General features: G+C 66.4%; 26 protein-coding genes and 1 tRNA gene. 10 read left to right on the plus strand and 17 right to left on the minus strand.

Annotated features, from left to right (window positions below):
- Positions 1–41 precede the first annotated feature (41 nt).
- A complete protein-coding gene (locus ACOZ4I_RS11170; protein ID WP_423999518.1) occupies positions 42–401 on the plus strand; it encodes a hypothetical protein in 360 nt (119 codons plus the stop codon).
- Here the strand turns inward: ACOZ4I_RS11170 and ACOZ4I_RS11175 are convergent.
- The gene (locus ACOZ4I_RS11175) at positions 398–889 is read right to left on the minus strand and encodes an HTH domain-containing protein (RefSeq protein ID WP_423999520.1); all 492 of its coding nucleotides are present in this window, start codon (positions 887–889) and stop codon (positions 398–400) included. The two genes, ACOZ4I_RS11170 and ACOZ4I_RS11175, sit on opposite strands and share 4 nt — an antisense overlap.
- 169 nt (positions 890–1,058) lie before the next feature.
- The gene (locus tag ACOZ4I_RS11180) at positions 1,059–1,391 is read right to left on the minus strand and encodes a lycopene cyclase domain-containing protein (RefSeq protein WP_423999522.1); all 333 of its coding nucleotides are present in this window, start codon (positions 1,389–1,391) and stop codon (positions 1,059–1,061) included.
- A 107-nt stretch (positions 1,392–1,498) separates the two neighbouring features.
- On the opposite strand from ACOZ4I_RS11180, the gene ACOZ4I_RS11185 reads away from it, so the two are divergent.
- Positions 1,499–2,641 (plus strand): CBS domain-containing protein, encoded by a 1,143-nt coding sequence (locus ACOZ4I_RS11185; protein ID WP_423999524.1) that lies wholly within the window; start codon positions 1,499–1,501, stop codon positions 2,639–2,641.
- A 66-nt stretch (positions 2,642–2,707) separates the two neighbouring features.
- On the opposite strand, the gene ACOZ4I_RS11190 is transcribed toward ACOZ4I_RS11185, so the two are convergent.
- Positions 2,708–3,721: an NADP-dependent oxidoreductase gene (locus ACOZ4I_RS11190; RefSeq protein WP_423999526.1), complete on the minus strand. Its 1,014-nt coding sequence runs from the start codon at positions 3,719–3,721 to the stop codon at positions 2,708–2,710.
- A 129-nt stretch (positions 3,722–3,850) separates the two neighbouring features.
- Positions 3,851–4,501 carry a YIP1 family protein gene (locus ACOZ4I_RS11195; RefSeq protein WP_423999528.1) on the minus strand — a complete coding sequence of 217 codons (651 nt, stop codon included), beginning with the start codon at positions 4,499–4,501 and terminating at the stop codon, positions 3,851–3,853.
- Positions 4,502–4,598: 97 nt separating this feature from the next.
- Between ACOZ4I_RS11195 and ACOZ4I_RS11200 the strand changes: the two genes are divergently transcribed.
- The 4 genes from ACOZ4I_RS11200 to ACOZ4I_RS11215 all read left to right on the plus strand — a co-directional run bounded on the left by ACOZ4I_RS11200 (position 4,599) and on the right by ACOZ4I_RS11215 (position 7,181).
- Positions 4,599–4,919 (plus strand): hypothetical protein, encoded by a 321-nt coding sequence (locus ACOZ4I_RS11200; RefSeq protein WP_423999530.1) that lies wholly within the window; start codon positions 4,599–4,601, stop codon positions 4,917–4,919.
- 36 nt (positions 4,920–4,955) lie between these two features.
- Complete coding sequence (locus ACOZ4I_RS11205; RefSeq protein ID WP_423999532.1) at positions 4,956–5,213, plus strand: hypothetical protein; 258 nt, start codon at positions 4,956–4,958, stop codon at positions 5,211–5,213.
- Entirely contained in the window at positions 5,213–5,728 is a 516-nt protein-coding gene (locus ACOZ4I_RS11210; RefSeq protein WP_423999534.1) for a stage II sporulation protein M, read from the plus strand. Before ACOZ4I_RS11205 ends, ACOZ4I_RS11210 begins: the two co-directional genes overlap by 1 nt.
- 94 nt (positions 5,729–5,822) lie before the next feature.
- Positions 5,823–7,181, plus strand: coding sequence for a hypothetical protein (locus ACOZ4I_RS11215; protein ID WP_423999536.1), 1,359 nt, complete (start codon positions 5,823–5,825; stop codon positions 7,179–7,181).
- Between the two features lie 33 nt (positions 7,182–7,214).
- Here ACOZ4I_RS11215 and ACOZ4I_RS11220 read toward each other — a convergent pair whose 3' ends face one another.
- Complete coding sequence (locus tag ACOZ4I_RS11220; RefSeq protein ID WP_162412924.1) at positions 7,215–9,440, minus strand: CDC48 family AAA ATPase; 2,226 nt, start codon at positions 9,438–9,440, stop codon at positions 7,215–7,217.
- Between the two features lie 261 nt (positions 9,441–9,701).
- Here ACOZ4I_RS11220 and ACOZ4I_RS11225 point away from each other — a divergent pair, with 261 nt between their 5' ends.
- Both ACOZ4I_RS11225 and larC read left to right on the plus strand, forming a co-directional pair.
- Entirely contained in the window at positions 9,702–10,118 is a 417-nt protein-coding gene (locus ACOZ4I_RS11225; protein ID WP_423999538.1) for a universal stress protein, read from the plus strand.
- 35 nt (positions 10,119–10,153) lie between these two features.
- Positions 10,154–11,473 (plus strand): nickel pincer cofactor biosynthesis protein LarC, encoded by a 1,320-nt coding sequence (larC, locus tag ACOZ4I_RS11230; protein ID WP_423999540.1) that lies wholly within the window; start codon positions 10,154–10,156, stop codon positions 11,471–11,473.
- On the opposite strand, the gene ACOZ4I_RS11235 is transcribed toward larC, so the two are convergent.
- Positions 11,474–12,256, minus strand: a complete 783-nt coding sequence (locus tag ACOZ4I_RS11235) for a hypothetical protein (RefSeq protein WP_423999542.1) — start codon at positions 12,254–12,256, stop codon at positions 11,474–11,476. It abuts the gene before it with no gap.
- Positions 12,257–12,425: 169 nt separating this feature from the next.
- On the opposite strand from ACOZ4I_RS11235, the gene ACOZ4I_RS11240 reads away from it, so the two are divergent.
- Both ACOZ4I_RS11240 and radB read left to right on the plus strand, forming a co-directional pair.
- A complete protein-coding gene (locus tag ACOZ4I_RS11240; RefSeq protein WP_423999544.1) occupies positions 12,426–13,253 on the plus strand; it encodes a hypothetical protein in 828 nt (275 codons plus the stop codon).
- A gap of 41 nt (positions 13,254–13,294) precedes the next feature.
- Positions 13,295–14,002, plus strand: coding sequence for a DNA repair and recombination protein RadB (gene radB / locus ACOZ4I_RS11245; protein ID WP_423999546.1), 708 nt, complete (start codon positions 13,295–13,297; stop codon positions 14,000–14,002).
- 207 nt (positions 14,003–14,209) lie between these two features.
- Here radB and phoU read toward each other — a convergent pair whose 3' ends face one another.
- From phoU to ACOZ4I_RS11300, 11 genes are all read right to left on the minus strand, one after another.
- A complete protein-coding gene (phoU, locus tag ACOZ4I_RS11250) occupies positions 14,210–14,890 on the minus strand; it encodes a phosphate signaling complex protein PhoU (protein WP_423999549.1) in 681 nt (226 codons plus the stop codon).
- Between the two features lie 104 nt (positions 14,891–14,994).
- A complete protein-coding gene (locus ACOZ4I_RS11255) occupies positions 14,995–15,321 on the minus strand; it encodes a hypothetical protein (protein ID WP_423999551.1) in 327 nt (108 codons plus the stop codon).
- A gap of 54 nt (positions 15,322–15,375) precedes the next feature.
- Complete coding sequence (locus ACOZ4I_RS11260; RefSeq protein WP_423999553.1) at positions 15,376–16,911, minus strand: TrkH family potassium uptake protein; 1,536 nt, start codon at positions 16,909–16,911, stop codon at positions 15,376–15,378.
- An 88-nt stretch (positions 16,912–16,999) separates the two neighbouring features.
- The gene (trkA, locus tag ACOZ4I_RS11265; protein WP_423999555.1) at positions 17,000–18,331 is read right to left on the minus strand and encodes a Trk system potassium transporter TrkA; all 1,332 of its coding nucleotides are present in this window, start codon (positions 18,329–18,331) and stop codon (positions 17,000–17,002) included.
- A gap of 108 nt (positions 18,332–18,439) precedes the next feature.
- Positions 18,440–18,568 (minus strand): hypothetical protein, encoded by a 129-nt coding sequence (locus tag ACOZ4I_RS11270; RefSeq protein ID WP_423999557.1) that lies wholly within the window; start codon positions 18,566–18,568, stop codon positions 18,440–18,442.
- Positions 18,569–18,773: 205 nt separating this feature from the next.
- Positions 18,774–19,325, minus strand: coding sequence for a DUF7344 domain-containing protein (locus tag ACOZ4I_RS11275; protein ID WP_423999559.1), 552 nt, complete (start codon positions 19,323–19,325; stop codon positions 18,774–18,776).
- A gap of 57 nt (positions 19,326–19,382) precedes the next feature.
- Positions 19,383–20,075, minus strand: coding sequence for a DUF7344 domain-containing protein (locus ACOZ4I_RS11280; protein WP_423999561.1), 693 nt, complete (start codon positions 20,073–20,075; stop codon positions 19,383–19,385).
- Between the two features lie 501 nt (positions 20,076–20,576).
- A complete protein-coding gene (locus ACOZ4I_RS11285; RefSeq protein WP_423999563.1) occupies positions 20,577–22,295 on the minus strand; it encodes a DUF7343 domain-containing protein in 1,719 nt (572 codons plus the stop codon).
- A 178-nt stretch (positions 22,296–22,473) separates the two neighbouring features.
- Complete coding sequence (locus tag ACOZ4I_RS11290; RefSeq protein ID WP_423999565.1) at positions 22,474–23,247, minus strand: helix-turn-helix domain-containing protein; 774 nt, start codon at positions 23,245–23,247, stop codon at positions 22,474–22,476.
- A gap of 533 nt (positions 23,248–23,780) precedes the next feature.
- Positions 23,781–23,855: transfer RNA gene (locus tag ACOZ4I_RS11295), tRNA-Val, on the minus strand.
- Positions 23,856–23,902: 47 nt separating this feature from the next.
- On the minus strand, positions 23,903–24,172 hold the full coding sequence (locus ACOZ4I_RS11300) for a DUF7553 family protein (RefSeq protein ID WP_423999567.1): 270 nt from the start codon (positions 24,170–24,172) through the stop codon (positions 23,903–23,905).
- Positions 24,173–24,177: the final 5 nt, after the last annotated feature.

A 24,177-nucleotide genomic window follows, 5' to 3' on the forward strand; every position in this document is an offset into this window, starting at 1 on the left:
CGTTCCAGTACTTTCTTGATGGAACCCTGACAGTGACAGGTATGGACACGCTCGATTCGACGGACTCGTTCGAACAGTTCGTCCTGCTCTCGGTCGTCGAACTGACGGTCGCGGGTGAGACCCCGGTCCACTCCTACGACGTGACCCAGGCGGCAAAGGCCCACCTCGACGATATCGACCGCGACCCCTTCGGTGGCGTCGAGCGACAGCGAGTCATCGCGGCGCTACGGACGCTCGCCGACGCGGGCCTGTTGACGAAAGCGAAGACAGAGTCAGCGACTGGGAAGGGGCGACCGGCCTACGAACTGGCGGTCGACCCGGAAGAAGTACTGACGATGCTTGAGGGGGCGGAGTCGTTCGGCCCCTACGTCGAGACGATTCGAGCGAACGCCGCCGATTAGACCACACTGACGCTGCGTCGTTCCTGTTCGAGCGCCGGTGGCTGGCCTGCTTCGAGGCGGTCGAGACGGTCGACGATGGTGTGGACCGTGTCGCCTTTGGTGCAAGGAGCGACGTGGGCGAGTTCGTCCCCGTCGTACTCGGCGAGGCCCATCACCGGGAGCGTCATCGCGTCGTAGGCCGACTCGGTGGCCTCGGAATCCACCTGCGTGCGCTGATAGAACGACTCGAACGAGACGTTGTTCGAGAGCGCCCACTGCTTGAACTCGGCGACGCGATTCAGAATGAACTGGCCCTCCTCAGTGTTTGCGGCGGCCGACTGCGGGGCGATCTGCTTGCCCCAGACGATGACGTTGAAGCTCGCGATCTGGTCGTTCTGCTCGAGCGTATCGAGGCGGTCGATGACCTCCTCCTGGCGTTCGTGGGCACCGTCGGGGAGCATCGAGCGGACGTAGAGCTCGATGTGAGGTGTTGGACTAGTGTCACTCATGGCTGGTCGATGCAACTCTCGGCTGACACATATATCTACTGTGAGAGGTGACGGCATACGCCAGATGGACCGCTCGGGATCCCTATTGTGGGAATTCGTGACATTCTCCGAGTAGTGTTGTTTCCAGTTGTTTGGCGAACCCCCGTGTGGGTTAGGGCTGTAAAACGGGTTAGTGTCCTGACCGTTCCGTGCTATCGTCACCCGCGCGCTCCCGGATCGTCTCGTGGATACCGAGGACGAGTGCCGGAACGACGACGATGAAGATGTGTTCCTCGATGGGGATTCCGAGCAGGTCGACACCGGTTCGGAGTTCGATCGAGAAGACGCCGACGGTGAGGGTGTACCAGTCCCAGACGTACGCGATCGGATAGAGGACCGCGATGGTCCGAGCCGCCTCGCGGACCGCGTCCGCCCGCCACAGCAGTGCGAGGGCGACGCTCCCCCAGGCGACCTCGGTGACGAGGTAGGTGTACGGACCGAAGACGCCGATGTCTGGAAGCATATCCAGTGGTCGGAGCCAGCGGCCTAAAGCTTGGCCCGTCTCCCGATTCGCAGGAACTAAACCAAGGTTGATAACCCTTCACGTAGAACTTCGAACTGTGAAGAACGATGGATATTGCTGATATCGCCACCAGAGAGTTTGTCGAGGTTGACGCCAACAAGCGCCTGGGGAAAGTCCGGTCTATCTTCGAGCGCGAGAACCCCAAGGGCATCATCGTCACGGAGGACGGTGCGTACGCTGGCGTTATCACGCAGAAACAGTTGGTCCAGTCCCACGTCGAGGACAGTGCGAAAGCGGGGGCGATGACGCGCTCGGCCCCGAAGGTCGGGCGCACCGACGACGTGCGCGAGGTCGCGCGCGTCCTCGTCGAGGGCGGGGTAAAACTCGCCCCTGTCTTCGAGGCCGGCGAACTCTGGGGAATCGTCACCGAGGACGACATCCTCGACGCCGTCCTCGAGAACCTCGATGCACTCACCGTCGAGGACATCTACACGCAGGACGTCATCACGGTCTCGGAGGACACCAACGTCGGGCAGGTCGTCAATCTCCTCCGCAAGCACGGCATCTCTCGGCTCCCGGTACTCGACGAGACCGACAGCCTGACCGGCATGGTCACCCGCCACGACATCGTCGACGTGGTCGTCCGCGACATGAACAAGGCGACCCGGGGCGACCGCGCGGGCGAGATCGAGCGAGTTCTCGACCTGCCGGTGTACGACGTCATGAACAGCCCGGTCGAGACGGTCGATATGGGCGACTCCGTCGAGGAGGCCGTCTCCCGGATGCTCGAAAACGACTTCGCGGGCCTCGTCGTCACGCCGGAAGACGACGACAGCGAGGTCGTTGGCATCCTCACGAAGACCGACGTGCTCCGGGCCCTGACCTACACGGAGGAGGACCACATGGACGTACAGATCACCAACATCACCCTCCTCGACACCATCTCCCGGGAGGACATCCGGGCCGACATCGAGACGGTGGCCGACAAGTACCAGGCGATGCAGGTCCAGCACGCCCACGTCCGGTTCCACGAGCACAAGGAGAAACTCCGCGGCACGCCGCTCATCCAGTGCCAGATCCGCCTGCGGACCAACAAGGGCCAGGCCGCCGGCTCCGGTGAGGGCTACGGGGCCGAGACCGCGTTCAACGTCGCGCTCGACAAGCTCGAACGGAACGTCCTCGAACTGAAGGGCGTCCAGGCCGACGAGGAGTACCGCGGCCAGCTCCTCCGCAAGCTCGGCGAACTGTAAGGCGATACCCCCGTTTTCGCGTTCGGTCTCTCTTTTCCCGGCCAACGGGAGTCTCTACTCGCCGACCTATCGCTCCGCCACCTTGACGAGCTGTTTCCCGATGTTCTCGCCCTCGAACAGCCCGAGGAACGCGTCCGGCGCGTTTTCGAGCCCCTCGGTGACGGTCTCGCGATACGTGATCTCGCCGCTTGCGACCCACTGGCCGAGCCGGGTCGCGGCCTGCTCGAACCGGGGTTCGAAGTCGGAGACGAGGAACCCCTCGACGGTCGCCCGGGTCTGGATCACCTGTGCCAGCTTGCGCGGTCCGACGGGCATCTCCTCGGCGTTGTACTGCGAAATCTGGCCGCAGACGGCCACGCGCGCGTCGGTGTTGAGCCGGGTGAACACCGCGTCGGTGATCTCGCCGCCGACGTTGTCGAAGTACGCGTCGACGCCGTTCGGCGCGGCCTCGTCCAGCGCGGCGCGATAGTCGTCGGTCGTCGCGTAGTTGATCCCCGCGTCGAAGCCCAGGTCGTCTTCGAGGAAGGCGACCTTCTCGTCGGAGCCCGCGAAGCCGACGACGCGGGCGCCCCGGAGTTTCGCGATCTGCCCGGCGACCGAGCCGACGGCTCCCGCGGCCCCGGTGACGACGAACGTCTCGCCGGCCGACGGTCGGGCCACCTCCGTGGTTCCGAAGTAGGCGGTCAGTCCCGGCATACCGAGCACGCCCAGAGCGGTCGAGATCGGTCCGCGGTCGGGATCGACGTGCGTGAGCGCCGGCCCTGGCGCGGTGGCGTAGTCCGCCCACTGGAGGTCGCCGGTCACGACGTCGCCGGCGTCGAATCCGGCCCCGTTCGACTCGACGACCTCACCGACGACGGCCCCGCGAAGCGGGTCGCCGACGTCCCACGGCTCCGCGTACGACTCCGCGGCGCTCATCCGGCCGCGCATGTACGGGTCGACCGAGAGGTACAGTGTCTTGACGAGGGCTTCACCGGGTCCGGGCTCTGGTACCGGCTCCTCCGAGAGGTCGAACGTGTCGCGGTCGGGCGTTCCTTTAGGGCGTTTCACCAGTCGGTACACGCGGTGTGTCTGCGACATCGACCTCGTTAGTCGAGTCTCCCGAAAGGGGGCTTCGAAAGGAGAAAGAACCACTGGTTCAAAGTTTATATTGGAGTTCTTGTATTTCGTCGGACGTGTCGGATATGTCTAGACACAGGCACTCGGCCCCTACAGGAGCGTCTGCAGGGACCACGCCACGGCGACACCGACTGGACCGGCGACGGTGAGTACCGTCTCCCGCGTGGAGAGCGCACGGACGTGCTTGACTGCGAAGAACCAGATGAGTCCCTGCCAGAGCGTGAAGACGACACCGAGGGCGTTGGCGAACACGATGAGCGGGTCGTCGCCCGCCGAGCGGAGCGCCGCAGCGACGCCCTCGCCGACCGCCGGGAGCGAGAGATGAGAGAACACGTAGATGGCGGCCCCCGACCCTATGAGCGCGCTGAACAGCGCCGGAACGAACCCCCAGCCGACGGCCGCGACGAGGTCCCGGAAGTCCCCGGTATCACTGAACGTCGCGGAGAGCAAGTAGAGCGTTCCCGACACCGCGATCCAGACCAACACGGTCCCGAACAGGCCGCTGAGAATCGAGACCGCGCTCCCGAGAAACGCGAACGCCCGAACCGTCGCCGGGAACCGACCGAGAACGAGCGACATCGCGTATAGCGTCCCGAGCGTGCTGGCGACGGCCGTGCTCAGCACGATGAGCGCCGCAGAGACCAGGTCCGTCGATTGGGGGTCGTTGGCGTAGAACTCCGCGGGGTCAGTGATGACTGTCGCCAGGTGGGTCGGACTGCGCCGTCGCGTCTCGAACTCCATACTCGTGTGTCAATCTTTATCTGTAAATAAGTATATAATACCAGATAATGTAAACTATTAAGTGACGTCGGCCGCGATAGTGTCACGAAGTCGTCAGATGATCGTGCCAGAACCTATCCGAGACGACTGGGGAATCGCCCTCCTGACCGCCCTGTCTGTTGCCGCCCTGATCGCGTCCTCCCTCGTCGGCGCGCCCGGCGCGTACGCGTACAACGAGTACGTCGGCGAGGGCGGCGACACGCAGACCCGCGACGACGGAACTGCGATGGCCGGAGCCGGCGGTGCGATGGCGACCGGCGGCGGCGCGCTCATCGCCGCCGGTGAATACGCCGGCGCGTCGGCCGCCGTGTACGCGGGTGCGGGCGTCGCGACCGGCGGGACGGCGCTCGCCCTCGCCGGCGGTGCGCTCGTCGCGTAGCGAAACACCGATATCAGCCAGAATGAGACACGCACGATGGTACTGAAACGAGTCCTCCCAACGCTCGTCGTCGGTGCGCTCTACGCGGTGGCCGCCGCAATCGTCCTCTCGCCGGTCGTCAGCCCGATGTTCGGCGTCGGCGGCGGGGCGGTTGCGTACCTCCTCACCCGCCCCGACGTCCTCGACGAGTCGCTGACGCGTTACAGTCCGCGACTGGAGCGAATCGGACTCGCGATCAGCCTCGTTGGCGGGCTGGTCGGATTCCTCGCTGGGGCCGCGGGAACGCTCCTCTGATGCGCGCGGGGAGACGACTGCTTCTCGTCTCGGCGGCGACCACCGTCGCCGGGACGGTGGCCGGCCTGCTGGCGACGCTCTCGTCGCGACTCGGCGTGGCGGAGACGGTCGGCGCCTCGCTGTACGCCCTCTCCTTTGACCCGACGTTCTGGGGCATCCTCCGGAACAACCTCGTCGTCTTCGCCACGACTATCGTCGGGTTCGGCGTGCTCACGCTCGCGAACCTGTTTCTGACCGGCGTTCCGCTTGGCATCGAACTGGTCCACAACGACCACGTCTGGTTGTTCCTTCCCCACGGCGTCCTCGAATTCGCCGCGCTCTGGACCGCCGGCGCGGCGGGCCTGCGAATCCCCCTCGACGTGCTCCGGTACTTCCGTCGGGAGACAGACAGGGTGCTGACGGCCGACGGCGCTCGAATGGTGCTCCGGTACGCGGCCGCCTCGCTCGTGCTCTTCGTCGTCGCGGCGGCCATCGAAGCGACCATCACTCGACACCTCGCGGCGGGAGTCGGCTAGCGACGGGAAGCCGAGAAATGCTCGCTTCGCCGAGAGTACAGCGCCGGTTTGAGTCTTCACTGACTATTTGACAGTTCCCGTGGTGGGGCCACGTATGCCCTCCCCCGGTTCCCGCTCGCTTCCCCTCCTCCTGAGCGTGTTGCTCGTCGGCTCGCTACTCGCTCTCGCAACGCCCGTCGGCGCAGCGCCGCCGCCGCGTCCGCTCTGTGACGCCTGCGGCGACCAGTTCGCGACCACCGCGGAACGCCACGGCGTCTCGCTCGCCGTCGAGCGGAGCACGGCAACGGTGACCGTCCACGGGAACGGCACCGCCACGTGGGTCGTCCAGAACCACCTCGCCGGCGACGGCGCGAGACTGCGCGAGAACGCGACGCTCCGGCGCGCTATCGGCGACCGTGCCATGTGGGACACCGAGTTCCTGAACGCCTCCGTCTCCCGGGACGGCGTCGTCACGCTCCGGTATCGCGAGCCCGAGTTCGCCGAGCCGGCCGTGGGCGGGACGCTCCGCTCCGGCGCGTTCACCGAGACCTACGGCTACCGAAACATCGACGGCCTCGGGGCGGACCGTCTCGTCGTCGTCGCGCCCCCGGGCACTCGCGTCGGGCGGCCCCTGCCGGGCAGCACCGTCTCGGCCGACGGCCGCCGGATGCGCGTGACGTCGTTCGATCGCGGCGACATCGTCACGTTCGTCCCGCGGGAGAGCGCCGTCGGCCCGCTCTTGAGCCTGCTCGCCGTGGTGACGATGCGCGGCCCCGGGCTCCTGGGGTACCTCCTGACGAACGTGGTCGTGCCGGCCGCCGCGTTCGGCGCGCTGGTCGGGGCGGTCGGCGGGGGCCTGTCGACCATACGTCACCGCCTGCCCGCCCGCACGGGGCGAGCGGGTCGCGCGCTCGCCGGCGTCGGCCTCCTCGTGGCGCTCCTGCCGCTGGTCGCCGGTGGGATTTCGGTCCTCAGCAGTTCAATCGCCCCGCTCGTGGGCGTCGGAGTCGCCTTCGTCGCGCTCGGTCTCGGCCTGTCGCTGACGGAACCGGCGTCGCTCCGCTCCTATCCGGCGCTCGCCGGGGTCGCCATCGGGGGACTCGCGGTCGCGGTCCTCGCCACCGCCGTCGGGACTCTCGCCGTCGGTATCCGCGGGCTCACGTTCGCCATGTGGACGAGCGCCAGATTCCTCGTGCCGGTGTTCGCGTTACTCCCCGCGGGGTACGCCATCGGCACCGGCCGGCGCTGGCTCGGCGTCGGGACCGCCGTGGCCGGCTTCGTGCTCGCGGTCGGGCCGACGGCGACGCTGTACTCGCCATTCTACGGGTTCGGCGTGATCGTCTCCGCCCTCGTGCTGGGGCTGGCCGCGGGCGTCGCCGTGCTGGGCGCGCCGCTGTTCGGCGTCGGATTCGTTCTCGCGACGGCGCGACCGGCCGACGAAGGGGAAAACAGCGCCGCTCGCGGGGAGCAGTGAGCAGCGAACGGTGACGAAAACGGGACGCGGTCGTTACTGGAAGCCGATGCGGCCGCCGGTGCCGGCCTGGCGCTGCGGGCTGGAGCCGCCCTTGAACTCCTCTTCCATCTGCTCGTAGTACTCGCGGATGTCGTCGGTGATGGTCGGGCGGACGCTGTCGATGGCCTGTCGGAAGTGGCGCATCTCGACCTCCTCGGCGTCGTCGGCCTCGCGGAGCGCCTCGATGGCGGCCTCGCGGGCGATGGACTCCAGGTCGGAGCCGACGAAGCCCTCGCTGACCTCGGCCAGTTCGCGCAGGCTCACGTCGGGCGACAGCGGCGTGTCGTCGGTGTGAATCTTCAGGATCTGCTCGCGGCCGTCGACGTCCGGCTCGCCGATCATGACCAGGCGGTCGAAGCGCCCCGAGCGGATGAGCGCCGGGTCGATCATGTCCGGCCGGTTCGTCGCGCCGATGACCATCACGTCCTCCATCTCTTCGAGCCCGTCCAGTTCGGTCAACAGCTGGTTGACGACGCGCTCGGAGACGTTCGACCCCATCTCGCCGCCGCGGCCCGGCGCGAGCGAGTCGAGCTCGTCGAAGAAGATGACCGTCGGCGCGACCTGCCGGGCCTTCCGGAAGGTCTGGCGGATGGCCTTCTCGCTCTCGCCGACCCACTTGCTGAGCAGTTGCGGGCCGCGCACCGAGATGAAGTTCGCGTCCGTCTCGTTGGCGACGGCTTTCGCCATCAGCGTCTTCCCCGTGCCGGGCGGGCCGTACAGCAGCACGCCCGAGGGCGGCGTCACCCCCATCCGCTCGAACTTCTCCGGGCTGTTCATCGGCCACTCGACGGCCTCCTGGACCTGCTCTTTGGCCTCGGTCAGGCCGCCGACGCTGTCCCAGGACACCTTCGGGAGTTCGACCAGCACCTCCCGCATCGCCGATGGACTCACCTCGTTGAGCGCGCCCTTGAAGTCGTCCCGTTTGATGATCATCCGGTCGATGAGGCTCGGCGGGATGTCCTCCTCGTCGAGATCGATCTCGGGGAGGTAGCGGCGTAGGGCCTTCATCGCGGCCTCCTTGGTGAGGCTCTCGATGTCGGCGCCGACGAAGCCGTGCGTGTCGGTCGCCAGCTTCGCGAGGTTCACGTCGTCGGACAGCGGCATGCCGCGGGTGTGGATCTGGAGGATCTCCTCGCGGCCCACCTCGTCCGGGACGCCGATCTCGATCTCGCGGTCGAAGCGGCCGGGGCGGCGAAGCGCCGGGTCAACCGAGTCGACGCGGTTGGTGGCGGCGATGACGATGACCTGGCCCCGCGATTCGAGGCCGTCCATCATCGTCAGCAGTTGGGCGACGACGCGCCGTTCGACCTCGCCGGTCACGTCCTCGCGCTTTGGCGCGATGGAGTCCAGTTCGTCGATGAAGATGATCGACGGAGCCTCCTCGCTGGCGTCCTCGAAGATCTCGCGCAACTGCTGTTCGGACTCCCCGTAGTACTTCGAGATGATCTCCGGCCCGGCGATAGAGAAGAAACTGGCGGAGGTCTCGTTGGCGACGGCCTTCGCGAGCAGGGTCTTCCCCGTCCCCGGCGGGCCGTGGAGCAGGACCCCCTGTGGCGGCTCGATGCCGAGCTTCTTGAAGATCTGGGGGTGTTTCATCGGCAGCTCGACCATCTCGCGGACCCGCTGGATCTCGTTCTGGAGGCCGCCGATGTCCTCGTACGTAATTCCGCCGCCGGTCTTCTCGAAGCCGGAGATGGGCTCCTCGCGGAGTTCGACTTCCGTGTCCTCGGTGATGAGACAGACGCCCTCGGGGTCGGTCTCGACGGCGATGAGCGGGATCGCCTGACCGGGCGAGCGCATGAACGGGTGGTTCGTCGAGGACATCACGGGGACGATGTCGCGCTCGACGACCGGCCGCTTGAGGATCTGGCGTTTGACCATGCCGGCGGCGTCGGAGCCGAACTGGACCGACGCCTCCTCCGGCGGCGCGAGGACGAGCTTGTCCGCCTTCTCGGCCTCGGCCTTGCGGATGGTGACGCGCTCGCCGATCCCCACGTCGGCGTTCTGGCGCGTGAACCCGTCGATACGGACGGTGTCCGTGTTCCAGTCCTGGCGGTCGGCGCGCCAGACCTTCGCCGCCGTCGTGTCGCTGCCCTCGATCTCGATGATGTCGCCGGGAGAGAGCTTGAGGTGAAGCAGCGTATCGGGGTCGAGTCGGGCGATGCCGCGCCCCGAGTCGTTGGGGTACGCCTTCGCCACTTCCAATTGAACTTCGTTCATAGTAGAGTCAGCTTATAATGAACTGGGGTAGCCCCGGAGATATGCTTTATGCTACCGGCGGGCAAGACGCCCGGCGACGGATTTATATGTTACCTAATAGCATGGTGTCAGAATCCGTGGCGAACAGCGGGACCACGGGGTGATCGAACGCGGTCGGCGCGGTTCTTCGGGGCCGACAGGTCAGGGTTCGCGTCACCACATCGCACTGCACCGACCGCCGGAATCGCCTCGTTTCATAAGGCTGGACCCGATAGCGCTGATATGGTCTTTCTCGTTCCCTTCGACGGATCGCCGCTCGCAGACGCCGCACTCGACCGCGCTGTCGTCTACGCCGACGCGCTCGGCGAGGACGTGGTCGCTGTCGCCTTTATTCCGACCGGCGACGACTACGCCGAACGCCGCCGCCGCGTGGACCCGGCCGAGGACTTCGCCGCCGAGACCGCGGCCAGCGACCTCCGGCGCAAGATCGAGGAGGCGACCGACGACGCCGAACTCCGCTACGACGACGTGAGCGCCCACTCCACGAGCGAACTGTCGGCGACGATCCGGCAGACCGCCCGCGACGTGGATGCGGGCGTCGTCTTCCTCGGAAGCGACGACAGCGAGAACATCGTCGTCCCCATCGAGGACCTCACCGACGGCGACGGCTACGACATCCACATCGTCCGCCGGAACTGAGTGGGCTTTTACTCGCGGGGCGCGAGGCCCCGACTATGCGAACACTCGCATTCGACGGCCGGACGGGCGCGGCGGGCGATATGCTGCTCGGCGCGCTGCTCGCGGCCGGTGCCGACCGCGACGCCCTGTCACCGGTCGAAGAGGCGCTCGACGTGGAGTACGCCGTCTCCGAGGTCGACCGCTGCGGCGTGTCCGCCACGCGCGTCGACGTGTTGCTCGCCGACGACGACGGGAGTGGCCACCACGACCACGACGACAGTACCGAGGATTCCCATACGCACGGCGACGACGAGGGTCACGACCATCAACACGACGGCGACCACGACCACGCACACGATCACTCCGACCGCACGCCAGCGGAGGGCCACGGTCCCAGCCGGACGTACGAGGAAGTCATCGACATCGTCGAGGGGCTACCTCTGCCGGGCGGGGTCGCGGACGACGCACTCGCTATCTTCGAGATCCTGGGGTCGGCCGAGGCGTCGGTCCACGGGACGGACCTCGAGGGCACGCACTTCCACGAGGTCGGGGCCGACGACGCCATCGCCGACGTGGTCGGAGCCTGCCTGCTGCTAGACGACCTCGGCGTCGAACGGGTGGTGACGACGCCGCTCGCGACCGGCGGCGGGACCGTCGAGATGAGCCACGGGACCTATCCCGTGCCGACGCCGGCCGTCGTCGAGATCGCCGAGCGGGCCGACTGGTCGCTCCGCGGCGGCCCCATGGACGCGGAATTGCTCACGCCCACCGGCGCGGCCATCCTCGCGCACGTCGCCGAGGGCGTGGATTCCCTCCCGCCGCTCCGCATCGACGCGTCGGGCTACGGCGCTGGCGGCTGGAACTTCGACGACCGGCCGAACGTTCTCCGGGCGACGGTCGGCGAGACTGCAGGTCGCCTGCGCCGAGACGACATCACCGTACTGGAGACGAACGTCGACGACGTGTCCCCCGAGGTGCTGGGCGACCTCCAGCGCTCGCTCGGGGAGGTCGGCGCGCGGGACGTGTCCGTCGTCCCGGCGACGATGAAGAAGTCCCGGCCCGGCCACATCGTGAAGGTCATCTGCAAGCCCGAGGACGCAGAGCGCGTCGCCCGACGACTCGCCGAGGTGACCGGCACCCTCGGAGTCAGAGAACACGGCGCGGGCCACCGCTGGGTCGCCGACCGCGAGTTCGAAACCGTAGCGCTCGCTGTCGGCGACGAGACCTTCGAGGTGACGGTCAAGGTCGCGAGCGACGGCGACGGCTCGGTGTTCGACGTGAGCGCCGAGTACGACGACGCGGCGGCCGTCGCCGAGGCGACCGGCCTCTCCGTCAGGGAGGTCAGCCAGCGAGCCGAGCGGATGGTCCGGGAGTAATCAAGCGTCGTCGCTGGGGTTCTCGTCGTCGGTTTCGGTCTCATCGTCGACAACATCGCCGCCGTGTTCCGCGAGCGCTTCCTCGACGGTCAGTTCTCCCGCAGCGACGCGTCGGGCGAGCGCCTCGCTGATGGCGCGGTTCGTGTCGCTGGCCTCCCGCGAGCGGTCCTTGATGCGGGTCAGTTCGCCCGCCGTCGGCTCGATGGTCCGGCTCTCGATCTCCTCGCCGTCGAGGCGGGCGATGTTGACCGCGGCCAGCACGTCTCCCATCCCGCGCGCCCCCGTGCCAAGATAGGGGGTCGTTCCAGTCTCGTCGACCAGTTCCACCGGGACGCTCTGGATGTCGTCGATGATGCGCGCGCCGACGAGCCGAGCGCCGTCGCCGACGCGGACGACCGGGTCGACCGCGTCCTCGACCTCCTGGCGAACGATGTCGCTGGCCTCGGCCGCCGGCACCTGGAACGCGGCGACGACCGTCTCCCCGTGCAGGACGGCGACGCCGGGGCGCTCCCCGGGGTCGATACCGATGACGGTCCGCCCGTCGCCGCCCCGGAGCGTCGAGAGCGCCGACTCGACGGCCCGACGGGGCCGGTTCGGGTCGGCCCTGACCACCTCGACGCCGTCGGGGACCTCGATGGCGTCGCCGTCCGCGACAATCGCCACCCGGGTCCCCTCGGGCCACTCGTCCCCCGGTTCGATGGTGGTAAAGGACACCCCGCGGTCCCGGAGTTCGGTGACCACGCCGTGGTAGACCTCGAAGTCCTCGGTGGCGACGACGATCACGTCTCGATTTCGCGGCCCGCGTACTTACAGGTGTGGGCCCCGCGGCGATACCGTCGCGGGACCATCCGGATAGTTACCAGATGGAGTTGGATAGAACCATTATCACACTGCTATAGATACCTCTTAGAAATAATGGACTTTTTAGTAACAAGTGGGAGAACGGACGGTGATGCATTCGGCACAAGCCGCCGGCACGTGCCGGGAGGAGGACCCGCGGTTCGGGGCGGTCTGTGGGGGGTATCTCGGGCTACTGGCGACGCCGCCGGTGGTGCTGCTCGTCGCGTGGACCGTCTCGCAGAGTGCCCTGGCGCTAGCTGTGACGCTCGTCGGCTCGCTCGTCACGGTCGCGCTCGCTACCGCGTGGTGGCTCCGGCCCCGGCCGTCGCTGGCGGTCGCTCTCGGTGCGACCCGCAAGCGATGGGTGTTCATCGCGCTCGCAGTCGGCTACGCGGTCGCCGGGTTCGCACAGACCGGCGCGGTCGGGCCCGTCGGCCTCGTCGCAGTCGCGTGTGGCCTCCTCGCGTCCGTGTTCGGCATCGCCATCGCCGTCATGTCCCACACGCGATACGCCGTCGCGGCCACGGCCGGGCGCTCTGCGCTCGCCCGCTGGACCGCCAGTTGGCCCGAGCGCGAGCAGCGACGGCGATTGCGCAACGGCGGGACGCTCGCCGGCGTCGCCACCGTCGGCTTCGCCGTCGGCGCGATTCTGGAGTCTTCGCTGTTGCAGTACACCGGCCAGGTGCTGTTCCCGTCGGGGTTCGTCCTCATCACCACGGGCGGGACCCGGACGGCAGTCGCCACCGACGCGGGCCTCGAAGTCCGCCATCCGGGGGCACGTCGCTTCTACGCCTGGGACGATCTCTCGGGGTACGACCTCGACTCCGAGGCGCTCGTGCTCACCCGCGAGTGGGGGGCCGACCTCCGGTTCGCCACGGCCGACATCGACGACGTGTCGCTCGTCGAGTGGACGCTGGCCGAGCGGCTGGACGACGCGTGAGAGTGCCAGCGTTTTTATCTGAACCTGACTAACGCTCGGTCGTGAGCGAGTACGTCCCGACCGGGTGCGACGCGATCGACGGCCTGCTGGGTGGTGGGCTCGAACGCGGCGCGGTGACGCAGGTGTACGGGCCGCCGGCGGCCGGGAAGACCAACTTCGCGCTGTCGGCGGTGATGGAGGTCGCCGCCGCTGGCGACGCGGCCCTGTACATCGACACCGAAGGGCTCTCGGCGGACCGCATGGAGCAGGTCGCGCGCGGTCGGGCACGCGGGACGGCCCAGACGGTCGACGACCTCGCCGGCCGGCTCATCGTCACCGACGCGCTGGACTTCGACGAGCAGGCCGAGGCCGTCCAGGACGCCGCCGAGTTCGCCGCCGAGGTCGAACTCATCGTGCTCGACAGCGCGACCGGCTTCTATCGGCTCCGACGCGACGACGAGGACGGCGGCGAGACGCTCCGCGACGTGGCCCGCCAGATCACGCACCTGCTATCTTTGGCCCGCAAGCACGACGTGGCCGTCCTCTTCACGAATCAGGTGTTCACCGATCCCGACAGCGACCGCTCGACGGCGCTGGGCGGCCACACCCTCAACCACTGGTCGGGCGCGATTCTCCGCCTCGACCGCTTCCGCGGCGGCAACCGCCGCGCCACGCTCGAGAAGCACCGCGCCAAGCCCGCCGGCGACACCGTCCAGTTCCGCATCACCGACGACGGCCTCGCGGGCGACGACACGGTCGAGCCTGCGTAAGGAAGTCGGTGCGGATTCGCCAGCCCTGCTGGAAACGCCCGAGTAGGTGCTGTGCGGTCACAGAGGCATACGGCGAGCGCAGCGAGCCGTTTCACCTGAATCGAGGCCGGAGGCCGAGATTCCGGCCTTTTTAGCGTAGATTTTTGCGCCGAGCGGTACCCGCAGGCCGCCGCCGGCGGCCGAGGATACCCGAGGCGGAAAAAGGTACTAGTAGATGAGGTCGTCGTCGTTCTCGACCATGTACAGCGTGCGGGCGGCGATGTTGACGGCGTGGTCGCCGACCCGCTCGATGTCGCGAATCGTCAGCAGCAGCCGCGAGACGTCGGCCATCAGCTGTTCGATCTCCTGCTCGCTGGAGTCGGCGTCGATCTCGCGCTCGATGAGGTCGCGCACGACGGTCTCGGAGGCGCGCTCACAGCGCTCGTCGACCTCGTCGTCGATGTCGGCGATGGCGTAGCACTGCTCGGGGTCCTCCTCGGCGTAGGCGTCCATCGCGGACTCGACCATCTCCAGCGTCACGTCGGCGACCTCCTGGATGTCGACCTCGGGGAACACGTCGCGTTCGGCCTCCATCGAGTACTCGCCGAGGTTCGTTGCGAGGTCGCCCATCCGCTCTAAGTCGGTGATGATCTTGAACGAGGCGGCGATGAACCGCAGGTCGGAGGCGACGGGCTGTTGCAGCGCCAGCAGGTCGATGCAGTCCTGTTCGAGGTCGAGATACAGCTGATTGATCTCGTGGTCGCCCTCGATGACTTCTCGGGCCATCTCATCGTCTTTCTGCTCGATGGCGTCGAGTCCGAGCCGGAGCCGTTCGAGTACGACCTCGGACATGTAGAGTACGTCTTCGCGGAGCGTTTCGAGTCGCTCCTGATACGATTCGCGTGGCATGGTCCGAACTGTTGCCGGTGGTATGTATCAGCCTTTCCCTTGTCCCAATATCTCCCGATACCGGACCGGGATGTCGACGGGCGAAAAACGGCGCGCCGCTCGCGTCACTCGGAGGCAGACGGGACCGACCGGGCGGTCTCGGCCTCGCGGACTTCGATGGTCAGCGTCGTCTCCTCGCCGATTGCGTCCCCGCCCTCGACGCGCTCGACGCGCAGGAGCACGTCCTGTGGCGTCGCACAGCCGCAGTTGACGAACTCGTCCCACTCCTCGCCGACGGCGACACGCCCATCGTGAGCGCGTTTGAGATACGTCTCGTAGGTGTCCTTTCGGAGTTCACCCAGAAGCCACTCGGTGTCGACGTGTTCCCACGGGTCGTCGCCCTCGGCGGGGGCGACGGAGACCGTGACGCGTGAGGCCACTGTACTGGTCATGCAGAACGTACGCGCCGAACCGCTATATCCGCTGGGGTGGGGCTGGCGCGACGCTCACTCCTTCCAGAACGGACCGGTGAAGATGACGAACACGGGGATGATCTCCAGTCGACCGAGCCACATCAGGAAGATCATCAGGAGCTTGCTGGTGGTCGGGAATTCCACGTAGCTGCCAAAGGGCCCCAGGAATCCGAAGCCGGGGCCGATGTTCCCGAGCGTCGCCAGGCCCGCGCTGACCGATTCCAGAACCGTCAGTTCGAGACCGACGCGTGTCGCATCGAGCATGAGCAGTATCGACGACGTCCCCAGGACGAGCAGATACAGCAGCGTGAAGCCGTAGATCGCGCTGATGACCCCCTCGTCGATGACCTGCCCGCCGAGGCGGACGGGCCGGACGGCGTCGGGGTGGGCCGTCGTGAACAGCTGTCGGCGGAGGCTCTTGAAGACGACGAGCCAGCGGACGACCTTGATCCCGCCGCCGGTCGACCCGGCGGAGCCGCCGACGAACATCGCGAACAGCAACACCGCCCGCGAGGTTGCGTCCCACTGTGCGAAGTTGCTGGTGGCAAAGCCCGTCGAGTTCACCAGTGACGCGATCTGGAACGTGGCCTGCCGGAGGGAGTTTTCGAGCGCGCCCTGCGTGACGCCGCCGAGTTCAAGCGGCGGCGCGGCACCGGTAAAGAGCAGCCCCCACAGGAGTACCGCGAAGCCCGCGTTGGCCCCGAGATACGCCTGGAACTCACGGTCTCTGAAAAACGAGAGGTAGTCGTCCCGGAGCATGAAGTAAAACAGCGCGAAGTTGGTCCCGGCGACGAGCATGAACGGGATGGCGAGCCACTGGACGGCCGGTGAGAACGCGGCCATGCTCTCGGCCTCCGGCGAGAACCCACCCGTCGGGAGCGTCGTGAAGCCGTGTGCGACCGCGTTGTACACGCCCATGTTCGGGGCCGCGCCGACCGCGTGGAGCGCGAGCAGCAAAACCACGTACAGCACCGTGAAGCCGATGTAGAACAGCCAGAGCAGGCGGGCCGTCTCGGCGATCTTCGGCGTCAGCTTCTGGAGTTCCGGGCCGGGGGCCTCCGACTCGATCAACTGCGCCCCGTTGACGGCGGCTTCCGGGAGGATCGCGACCATCAGCACGATGATCCCCATGCCACCGAGCCACTGGCTCAGCTGCCGCCACATCAGCAGGGCGTGAGAGTGCCGTTCGAAGGATATCTCGTCGGTCGCGGTCGCGCCGGTGGTCGTGAACCCCGACATCGACTCGAAGAGAGCGTTGACCGGATCGCCCAGCGCCGACTCCGTTCCGTAGCCGGCGAGGACGTACGGAATCGCGCCGACCAGCGCGACCGCGCCCCACGAGAGCGCGACGAGCAGCAGCCCCTCACGCGGGCCGAGTTGCGGATCGTCGTCCAGGCGTTCGAGCCCGAACCCGATCGCGACGGTGATCGCGATCGACGCCAGGAAGACGGCGGTGTCGTCCCCGTAGACGAGGCTGATCCCGAGCGGGACGAGCATCGTCGCGGCGAGGTACTTCAGTATCGTTCCAGTGAATGCGACGCTCTGCTGCCAGGCTACGCGGACCGACACGGCGGGTCACCCATTGGACGACCGTGACGCGCCGAGCGCGAAAAATCTCCCGTTCCGTGCCGGCGTGGTCGGCAGCGACGGGGCGCGCTCAGAGCATATCGCTTACGGTGTCCAGGCACTCGGCGTCGACGAAGACGACGACGTGGTCGTCGGGCTGGACGACCGTATCTCCGCGCGGGATGACCAGTTCGCCGCCGCGGCTGATCGCGCCGACGACGACGCCGGCCGGGAACTCCTGAATCGACTCGCGGATCGGGCGGCCGGCCAGGACGCTCTCCTCGGTGACCTCGATTTCGAGTACCTCGGCGCGGTCGGACTCGATGATGGCGACCTTCTCGGCGTCGTACTCGCGCGTGAACCGCGTGATCTCCTCGGCGGTGGCCTCGCGCGGGTTGACGGCCACATCGACCCCGACGGCTTCGAACAGGCCGACGTACTCACCGGCGTTCACGACCGAGACGGTTCGCTGGGCCCCGAGCCGTTTGGCGAGCAGCGCCACCAGGAGGTTCTTCTCGTCGCTATCGAGCGCCGCGACGACCGCGTCGGCGTCGGCGACGTGCTCGCGCTCTAAGAACTCGCGGTCCGTCGCGTCGCTCTCGAGGACCGTCGTCCCCTCGAGTTCTTCGGCGAGTTCGCGGGCTCGGTCGTGGTCGTGTTCGACGAGGCGCGGCTTGATCCCGCGGTCCTGGAGCAGCGAGGCGGTGTGATAGCCCACGTCGCTCCCGCCGATGACCACGACGTTCTGGGTCGCGTTCGAGTCCGGCGCGATCGCGGCCGCGAACGTCCGGACACTCTCGGGACTCCCGATGACGACGATGTCGTCGCCCGCCCGAATCACCGTCTCCCCGCGCGGAATAATCACGTCGTCGTCTCGCAACACGGCGGCGAACGTCAGCGACTCGTAGCGGTCGGCCTCGGCGACCGTCTGGTCGGCGATGGGACTCGACCCCTGGATCTCGAACTCCGCCATCTGGACCATGCCGTTGACGAACGTCTCCACGTCGCGTGCGCCGGGGAGTCCGATGACGCGCGCGATGTTCTCGGCGGTGAGCAGGTTCGTCGCCACCATGTGATCGACGCCGAAGGCCCGTCGCGACTGCTGCCAGGTCCGCAGGAACTTCGCGCTCTTGACCCGGGAGATGGTGAACGCGTCGGCGATCGTCATAGCCGTGCCGCAGGTGACGATGTTCGTCTCGTCGTCGTCGGTGCTGGCGATGAGCACGTCGGCCTTTTCGATACCGGCCTCGGCGAGCGTATCGAGATCCGCCCCGTCGCCCTCGATGCCGAGGATGTCGGCGTCGTACATCAGGCTCTCGACCCGCTCGCCGTCGATGTCGATGACCGCGACTTCGTGGTTGTCGGCGAGGCTTCGGGCGATACTGGACCCCACTTCGCCCGCGCCGACGATCACGACGTACACTGTCGCCCCTCCGACTGGTTCATGTCAGACGGCTTCCGGCCGGCCGGTGAAGTGTATTTCTATCCTGCCGGGGCGCGTCGCTCGTCGGAAATCGGCGCTCGATCGGACCTACGACTCGTCTGGGAGCGGCGTGTCGATCCAGGAGTAGAGCGGCGACTGGCGATAGAACCGTTCGACGGCGTCGAACGACTCCTTGGTCTCCTCGATCGCTCGCCGCATACTGGCGTAATCGGTCATGCCCGTCCCTTCGATACAATACCGTTTGACTATACGTACCTTTACGCAGCCGCGAATTGCGGTATACGCCGACTTCTCGGTGCGCGCGAACGCGTTCTCGCGCCCGGCCGGATCGGTGTGAAAACCACTGGACGTCGCCGCGGACGGCTCTCGTCGATCAGCGAGTACCAACCGTCTACCGTCCGCGTGATTCGTCGAGGACGAATCACTCGCGGACCGATCCGTATTCGAGGCCGAGGCCGACGAGATTGACGGCGACGAGTCCGACCAGTAACACGGTGCTGAGAGCCGGGGGGCTGACCATCAGGGCGGGGAGAACGCCGACCGTCGCCACGCACGCCACGGTTAACGGACCGACGGCGGGCCGGCCGGGGTCGGACTCGCGGTCTGGATCGTCGAGGAGGTGGTCGATGTCGTCGAACGAGGGACCGGTCTCGACCAGTTTCTCATCGGGGTCGTACTCGACGAGGTCGACCGAATCGAGCCGTGGGAGGTGGCTCTGGCAGAGCGAAATGTAGACGCTGTCGTAGAGGTCGTCCTCGTCGGTTCCCGGATCGGCCACCTCACGCGCCACCGCTCGACCCAGGTCACTGACCGGTAGACTACCGTCGTGACCGGCGAGATAGTTGAGACAGGCACGACGCCGTTCGTTCCCCAGGATATCGAACGCCGTGTCGTCGTCGATTCCCGAGTGAGCAGGCGTGACCGTCTGCTCCTCGACCTCACCGACGCTTGCGAGTCCGATAACTGGTGTCATACGGTTAGGTGTCGTCCGGTCGTCACGTCGTTCGCTCTGTCGTGTTCTACGCGGGGCTCACTTCACACGCCCGACCGCCGACGAGACGAGGTCGGCCGTGGGACGGTCCGAGGCAGTCGACAGCCAGTGCCCCAGTCCGATCCCGAGGAACAGCACGCTGGTCAGGAGCGCGAGCCCGACACCGGAGAGTGCCGGAACGAAGAGGCTCCCGAGCGCCAGCCCCGTCGCGGCGATCGCGACTCCCGCCGCTCCGAGATACCGCGTCGACGCGTCGGCATCTCGTCGCTCGCTCGACACCGTGTCCCGGTCTCGGGTTTCGGTCGCCGCCTGAGTCGCCGTCTCGTCGGCGGGTGTCGACAGGAGCTGGGGCTCCTGTTCGAGGTACCTGTCGAACGCGCTCGCGAGCGGCGTCGGTTCGACCAGTCCGCGGTCCTGGTTGTAGTCGACCACGCCCGCGTCGTCCATCTTCGGGAGGTGGGACTGGTACAGCGCGATGTACACGCGTTGACGCTGTTTCGACCTGAGCGCGTCGACCGTGGTGTCGTGCTCCAGCGCGGCGATATGTTCGGCGATGTCGCTCATATCAGCCGGTTCGTCACCGGAGTACTCGTGCAGGTACTTGAGTACGAGGCGGCGACGACGACACTGGAGGACGTGGAAGATGTCGTCGCGCGTGAGTTCCTCGTCTGTCTCGGGCTCGTCGTCGGAACCAGTTGCGGAGGGTTCTGTAGTCGTCTCAGCTATCGACATGTTCGTCTCACCCTTTGCTACCCACCCGACATATACCGGGCCGACTGTTCCGCCGGTTGCGACTGTTTCACCGTTTTATCGGGGGGATAACGAACGGTTTACCGTCAGTTCACCACGAGAGAACGGGGCGTAGGACCGCACAGATCCCAATTTTCGACGTATTAGCCTGTGGTTCGACTCGGCCGATCGTTTCGAGACAAATCGACAACCGTTTCTGCGTTTCTGCGGAAGATTGTCTAGGATATCGAACTGTTTCGGCCAGATTCGTCAGACACACGTTAGTCAAGCTACTATATTTGAAATTCCATATTCGGCCCCATATTGGCCTGAAACGTGTGTATTCGCGCTATTCGTCGGATTCTGGAGGGAAGTGCGGAGCGCGAGGGCGGAATCGGCCCGTTCGGGCGAGGGGCGTGCGAGCGAGTGCAATCGGCGCGAGCGACGGGTGCGGAATAAAGATGTCACTATCGCCCGGGCTGGCCCGGATCACGTGACGGAGAGCTATCCGCCCGGCGTGGGCGGCCTTCCGTCCGTCGGTTTCCCAGCGTGGGTGGCCGTCGCGGCAGCGGGCTTGGCCCGCTCCAGACAGATGAGGTTCTCACGTCCGAGGCGGATCTTCACGACGTCGTCGGCGTCGGCCATGCTCGACAGCAGGCGACTGACCTTCGCCTTCGACCAGTCCGTGGCCGCGACGATGTCGCTCTGGTGCATTCGGCCGCTCTCGGCTTTCAACATCAACGTGACGAGTCGTTCGTCGGGGACGAGTTCCGTGTCGGCACGCTCGAACACGTCACTCGCAGAGTCCGCGTCGGCCATCGGTTCGTCCGGGGCCTCACCCTGTTCGTCGCCGGCTTCGATCTCCCGGTTGACTTCGATGATTTCCCTGTCGAATTCGAGCGATCGGTAGACGAACAGCCTGAGCGACGCGGAGAGATCGGTGAGCCAGCCGCGCCTGATCGCAGCGACCGACAGCCCCATCCCGATGACGAACCCGAGGAACGCGGACGTGACCCACGCGGGCGTGAGCGCGCTGTTCGGGTCGGTCCCCCAGGTGACCTCCTGTTGATCGCTGAGGAAGTCGCCGTCGGAGTCCGAAGCGAGCGGTGAGGTTCCGGTCGTCGAGACTTCGGTACCGTCAGCGAGGCCGTCGCTGTCGGTGTCGACCGTCAGCGGCGACGTTCCGACCTCCAGTTCGCGGCCGTCGGCGAGGCCGTCACCGTCCGAGTCTGCGACCGTCGGTTTGGTCCCGATACGGAGTTCCTCGCCGTCGTTGAGGCCGTCACCGTCGGTATCCATGACCGTCGGGTTCGTCCCGAGCGACCGCTCGCGACCGTCGGCGATACCGTCCCCGTCGCTGTCAGCCTGCGCCGGGTTGGTTCCGATCTTGAGTTCAGTCCCGTCCAGCACGCCGTCACCGTCCGTGTCGGCGACCGTCGGGTCGGTCTTCCCCGAGACCTCCCGCTGGTCGGTCAGGCCGTCACCGTCGGTGTCGACCGCCGTCGGGTTCGTTCCCACTGCGAGTTCGCGCTCGTCGACCAGTCCGTCCCGATCGGTGTCCGCCAGCGTCGGGTCGGAGCCGGCCTGTATCTCGGCGGCGTCGAGCAGACCATCCTCGTCGGTGTCGGCGATGGACGGGTCGGTCCCGTACTGGTGGAACTCCGCACCGTCAGACAACCCGTCGCCGTCGCTGTCGGCGGTGGTGAGGTTCGTCCCCTGCTCGATTTCGTTGCTGTTGTTGAGGCCATCGGCGTCCAGGTCGCCGGTCCGCTCGATCGCCTGAATCGAGAGCGTCTCGGTGTCGAGCGTCGCGTTCGAACTCGCATTAGAGAGAGAAACAGTGAGCGAGGAGAGGCCGTCAGTGCCCGGCGTCGAGAGGTTCACGTGTCCGTCGTGGCCAACGGGGGCACACGAGGTCGATCCGTTCGCGCGCAGACAGACCGACGCGTTCGCACCCGTTGATTCGACGCTCGTCGCGATCCGATAGCTGCTGGCGCGCTCGCCGTCGATCCGTTCCCAGACGAAGACAGTTTCGTTCGGTCCGCGATCGACGGCCTGTGTCGACTGGACCGTCGCTATCGCGGGTCCGCTCTCGTTCGTGACGACAGTCGCGTTCTCAACTTGCGGAGCTGCGTCATCGGCTGCGACGACACCGACTGAGAGAGAGGCGACTGCGACCAAGAGGAGAAACGTGCATAGTCCACTGACGATTCTGTAACCCATACAATATGACTGTCAGAGCGGAATAATATCCTTTTTGGCACAGTATCGCCGATCGGACGGGTACCGGCATTACCTATCAACGCCGGTAGTCGTGTGGTTAATCAGTTGATAGGTGAAGTAACCACGACTTATCTCTACACTCTGGTCACTGCCGGTACCGAGTCCTTCCTTCGACCGCTTACTCCGTGGGCACGTCGAGTTCCGACCCGAGAACCTGATCCAGCCCGCGGCGGATCCGCTGTGACACCGCCGACGGCGAGACCTCGAGCTCGTCCGCGAGCTCGGCCTGTGAAATCCCGCGTGGAACGTCGAAGTACCCCTCACGGTGTGCGGTTTCGAGCGCCGTCTGTTGGTCGGCGGTCAGGCCACACACGCCAGCGTTCGACCCGTCGCCCGTTCGGTACAGGCGGTCGAGTCTGAAGGTGACGTTCCGCTCGGTACAGACGGTCCGGAACTCCGAGAGTGCCGTCCGCGAGACGAACTGCGCGCAGACCTGCCACTGTCCGTCGACGGTGTGCATCTCGAGGATGCGACCACCTGATCGGACAAGCGACGGTGTGATCCGCTCTGCCTCGTCAGTTACCTCGACGCGATAGAGCCGCCTGCCTGGACTGGAGTCCAGTACGGCCGGGTCAGTAACAGTCGCGTCCGCGTCGAGTGCCGTCTCGAATCCCTCGAAATCGTCGCTCTCAACGGCGACCACCAGCAGTGTCGATTCAGCGTCTGCGACCTGTTGTTCCAGCGAGACGGTTACGTCACTGCCGGACGCAATGGCATCGGTCAGGACCAGTCCGGCGTGACTGAGACAGAATTCCACGCCGAGCGGCTCCGGCTCACGACTGCGCTCCGCTGACGCATCCCGTTCCTGCGAGAGCGGCGCGGGTCCGTGGGTAGTGTCGTCGGGCGGGCGGGCAGTTTCGGTCGTCGACCCCTGATCGGCGGTGTCGCGCATACAACAGTACAGTCGTAATGGACGGAAGCCCATTGCTACTATACAGATAGTGAAGTGCCCGCGACAGTACTATGCTGATAGCAATGCCCGGTGGTGCGCGAGCGTCTCTCCGGTGAGAAACGTTCACGTCGATCGCGCCCGACAGTGTTCGTATGGGCGATCCCGCCTGCTATCGCGACTACTGCCCTACCTGTGACGCACAGGTGACGATCACCGACGGTGAGTGTCCCGACTGCGGTGCCTCGCTGGGCACACACGACGAGTGACCCGATCAGAGTGATAGGGCCGGCAGGTACCTCGGGGCAAAACTGACTGGATTGGGCCGGATTCTCACCGGAGAAAGACTCGCTACGCTCGCCTTTCAGGGTCCGAATCCTTCGTTACACTTCGCTCCTCGCCTTCGCTCGTCACAGAATCGAATGGGTTGGGGCGGATTCGAACCGCGCGCAGACGTGCTCACTCCGTTGCGCTCGACTGCTCTGCTTCGAATCCGTCGTAACCACTGCGCTCCTCACGTCCGTTCGTCGCAGAAGTGGGTTGGGGCGGATTCGAACCGCCGGCTTCCTCCGTGTGAAGGAGGTATCATAACCGGACTAGATCACCAACCCGCTCACCTGTGGCTATTCGAGGGGATGCCTTAAGAATTGCTTTCCGACTACGCCTCGGCCTCTTCTTTCTGCCGGTACGCCCCGATCTTCTCGCGGGCGTCGGCGATCGCCTGCTCGGCCTCGCCTTCCGCCTTCCCCTGCAGTTCCTTCAGGTCGGCCTTCACTGCGTCGAGACGGCTGGGTTCCGGTTCCTCTTCCTTGCCGGTGAGTTCGCGGAACCGGTCCTCGACGGGCTCTAGCTCCTCTCGGACGCCTTTCGTGGCCGTCTCGCCTGCGCGCTTCAGGTAGTACCGGGCGTCTTCGAAGTGTTTGTTCATATCTG

It is taken from the genome of Haloarcula salina, from assembly GCF_049603855.1.
In the GTDB taxonomy this organism is placed as follows: domain Archaea; phylum Halobacteriota; class Halobacteria; order Halobacteriales; family Haloarculaceae; genus Haloarcula; species Haloarcula salina_A.

Bases quoted from the DNA above. Each gene is read 5' to 3' on its own strand.
- ACOZ4I_RS11195 (WP_423999528.1), bottom strand. From the start codon at position 4,501: ATGGAGTTCGAGACGCGACGGCGCAGTCCGACCCACCTGGCGACAGTC.
- ACOZ4I_RS11280 (WP_423999561.1), bottom strand. From the start codon at position 20,075: ATGTCGATAGCTGAGACGACTACAGAACCCTCCGCAACTGGTTCCGAC.
- ACOZ4I_RS11185 (WP_423999524.1), top strand. From the start codon at position 1,499: ATGGATATTGCTGATATCGCCACCAGAGAGTTTGTCGAGGTTGACGCC.
- ACOZ4I_RS11190 (WP_423999526.1), bottom strand. From the start codon at position 3,721: ATGTCGCAGACACACCGCGTGTACCGACTGGTGAAACGCCCTAAAGGA.
- ACOZ4I_RS11225 (WP_423999538.1), top strand. From the start codon at position 9,702: ATGGTCTTTCTCGTTCCCTTCGACGGATCGCCGCTCGCAGACGCCGCA.
- ACOZ4I_RS11180 (WP_423999522.1), bottom strand. From the start codon at position 1,391: ATGCTTCCAGACATCGGCGTCTTCGGTCCGTACACCTACCTCGTCACC.
- ACOZ4I_RS11255 (WP_423999551.1), bottom strand. From the start codon at position 15,321: ATGACCAGTACAGTGGCCTCACGCGTCACGGTCTCCGTCGCCCCCGCC.
- ACOZ4I_RS11300 (WP_423999567.1), bottom strand. From the start codon at position 24,172: ATGAACAAACACTTCGAAGACGCCCGGTACTACCTGAAGCGCGCAGGC.
- ACOZ4I_RS11200 (WP_423999530.1), top strand. From the start codon at position 4,599: ATGATCGTGCCAGAACCTATCCGAGACGACTGGGGAATCGCCCTCCTG.
- ACOZ4I_RS11240 (WP_423999544.1), top strand. From the start codon at position 12,426: ATGCATTCGGCACAAGCCGCCGGCACGTGCCGGGAGGAGGACCCGCGG.
- ACOZ4I_RS11285 (WP_423999563.1), bottom strand. From the start codon at position 22,295: ATGGGTTACAGAATCGTCAGTGGACTATGCACGTTTCTCCTCTTGGTC.
- larC (WP_423999540.1), top strand. From the start codon at position 10,154: ATGCGAACACTCGCATTCGACGGCCGGACGGGCGCGGCGGGCGATATG.
- ACOZ4I_RS11170 (WP_423999518.1), top strand. From the start codon at position 42: ATGGACACGCTCGATTCGACGGACTCGTTCGAACAGTTCGTCCTGCTC.
- ACOZ4I_RS11220 (WP_162412924.1), bottom strand. From the start codon at position 9,440: ATGAACGAAGTTCAATTGGAAGTGGCGAAGGCGTACCCCAACGACTCG.
- ACOZ4I_RS11275 (WP_423999559.1), bottom strand. From the start codon at position 19,325: ATGACACCAGTTATCGGACTCGCAAGCGTCGGTGAGGTCGAGGAGCAG.
- ACOZ4I_RS11205 (WP_423999532.1), top strand. From the start codon at position 4,956: ATGGTACTGAAACGAGTCCTCCCAACGCTCGTCGTCGGTGCGCTCTAC.
- ACOZ4I_RS11175 (WP_423999520.1), bottom strand. From the start codon at position 889: ATGAGTGACACTAGTCCAACACCTCACATCGAGCTCTACGTCCGCTCG.
- ACOZ4I_RS11210 (WP_423999534.1), top strand. From the start codon at position 5,213: ATGCGCGCGGGGAGACGACTGCTTCTCGTCTCGGCGGCGACCACCGTC.
- ACOZ4I_RS11215 (WP_423999536.1), top strand. From the start codon at position 5,823: ATGCCCTCCCCCGGTTCCCGCTCGCTTCCCCTCCTCCTGAGCGTGTTG.
- ACOZ4I_RS11290 (WP_423999565.1), bottom strand. From the start codon at position 23,247: ATGCGCGACACCGCCGATCAGGGGTCGACGACCGAAACTGCCCGCCCG.
- phoU (WP_423999549.1), bottom strand. From the start codon at position 14,890: ATGCCACGCGAATCGTATCAGGAGCGACTCGAAACGCTCCGCGAAGAC.
- ACOZ4I_RS11270 (WP_423999557.1), bottom strand. From the start codon at position 18,568: ATGACCGATTACGCCAGTATGCGGCGAGCGATCGAGGAGACCAAGGAG.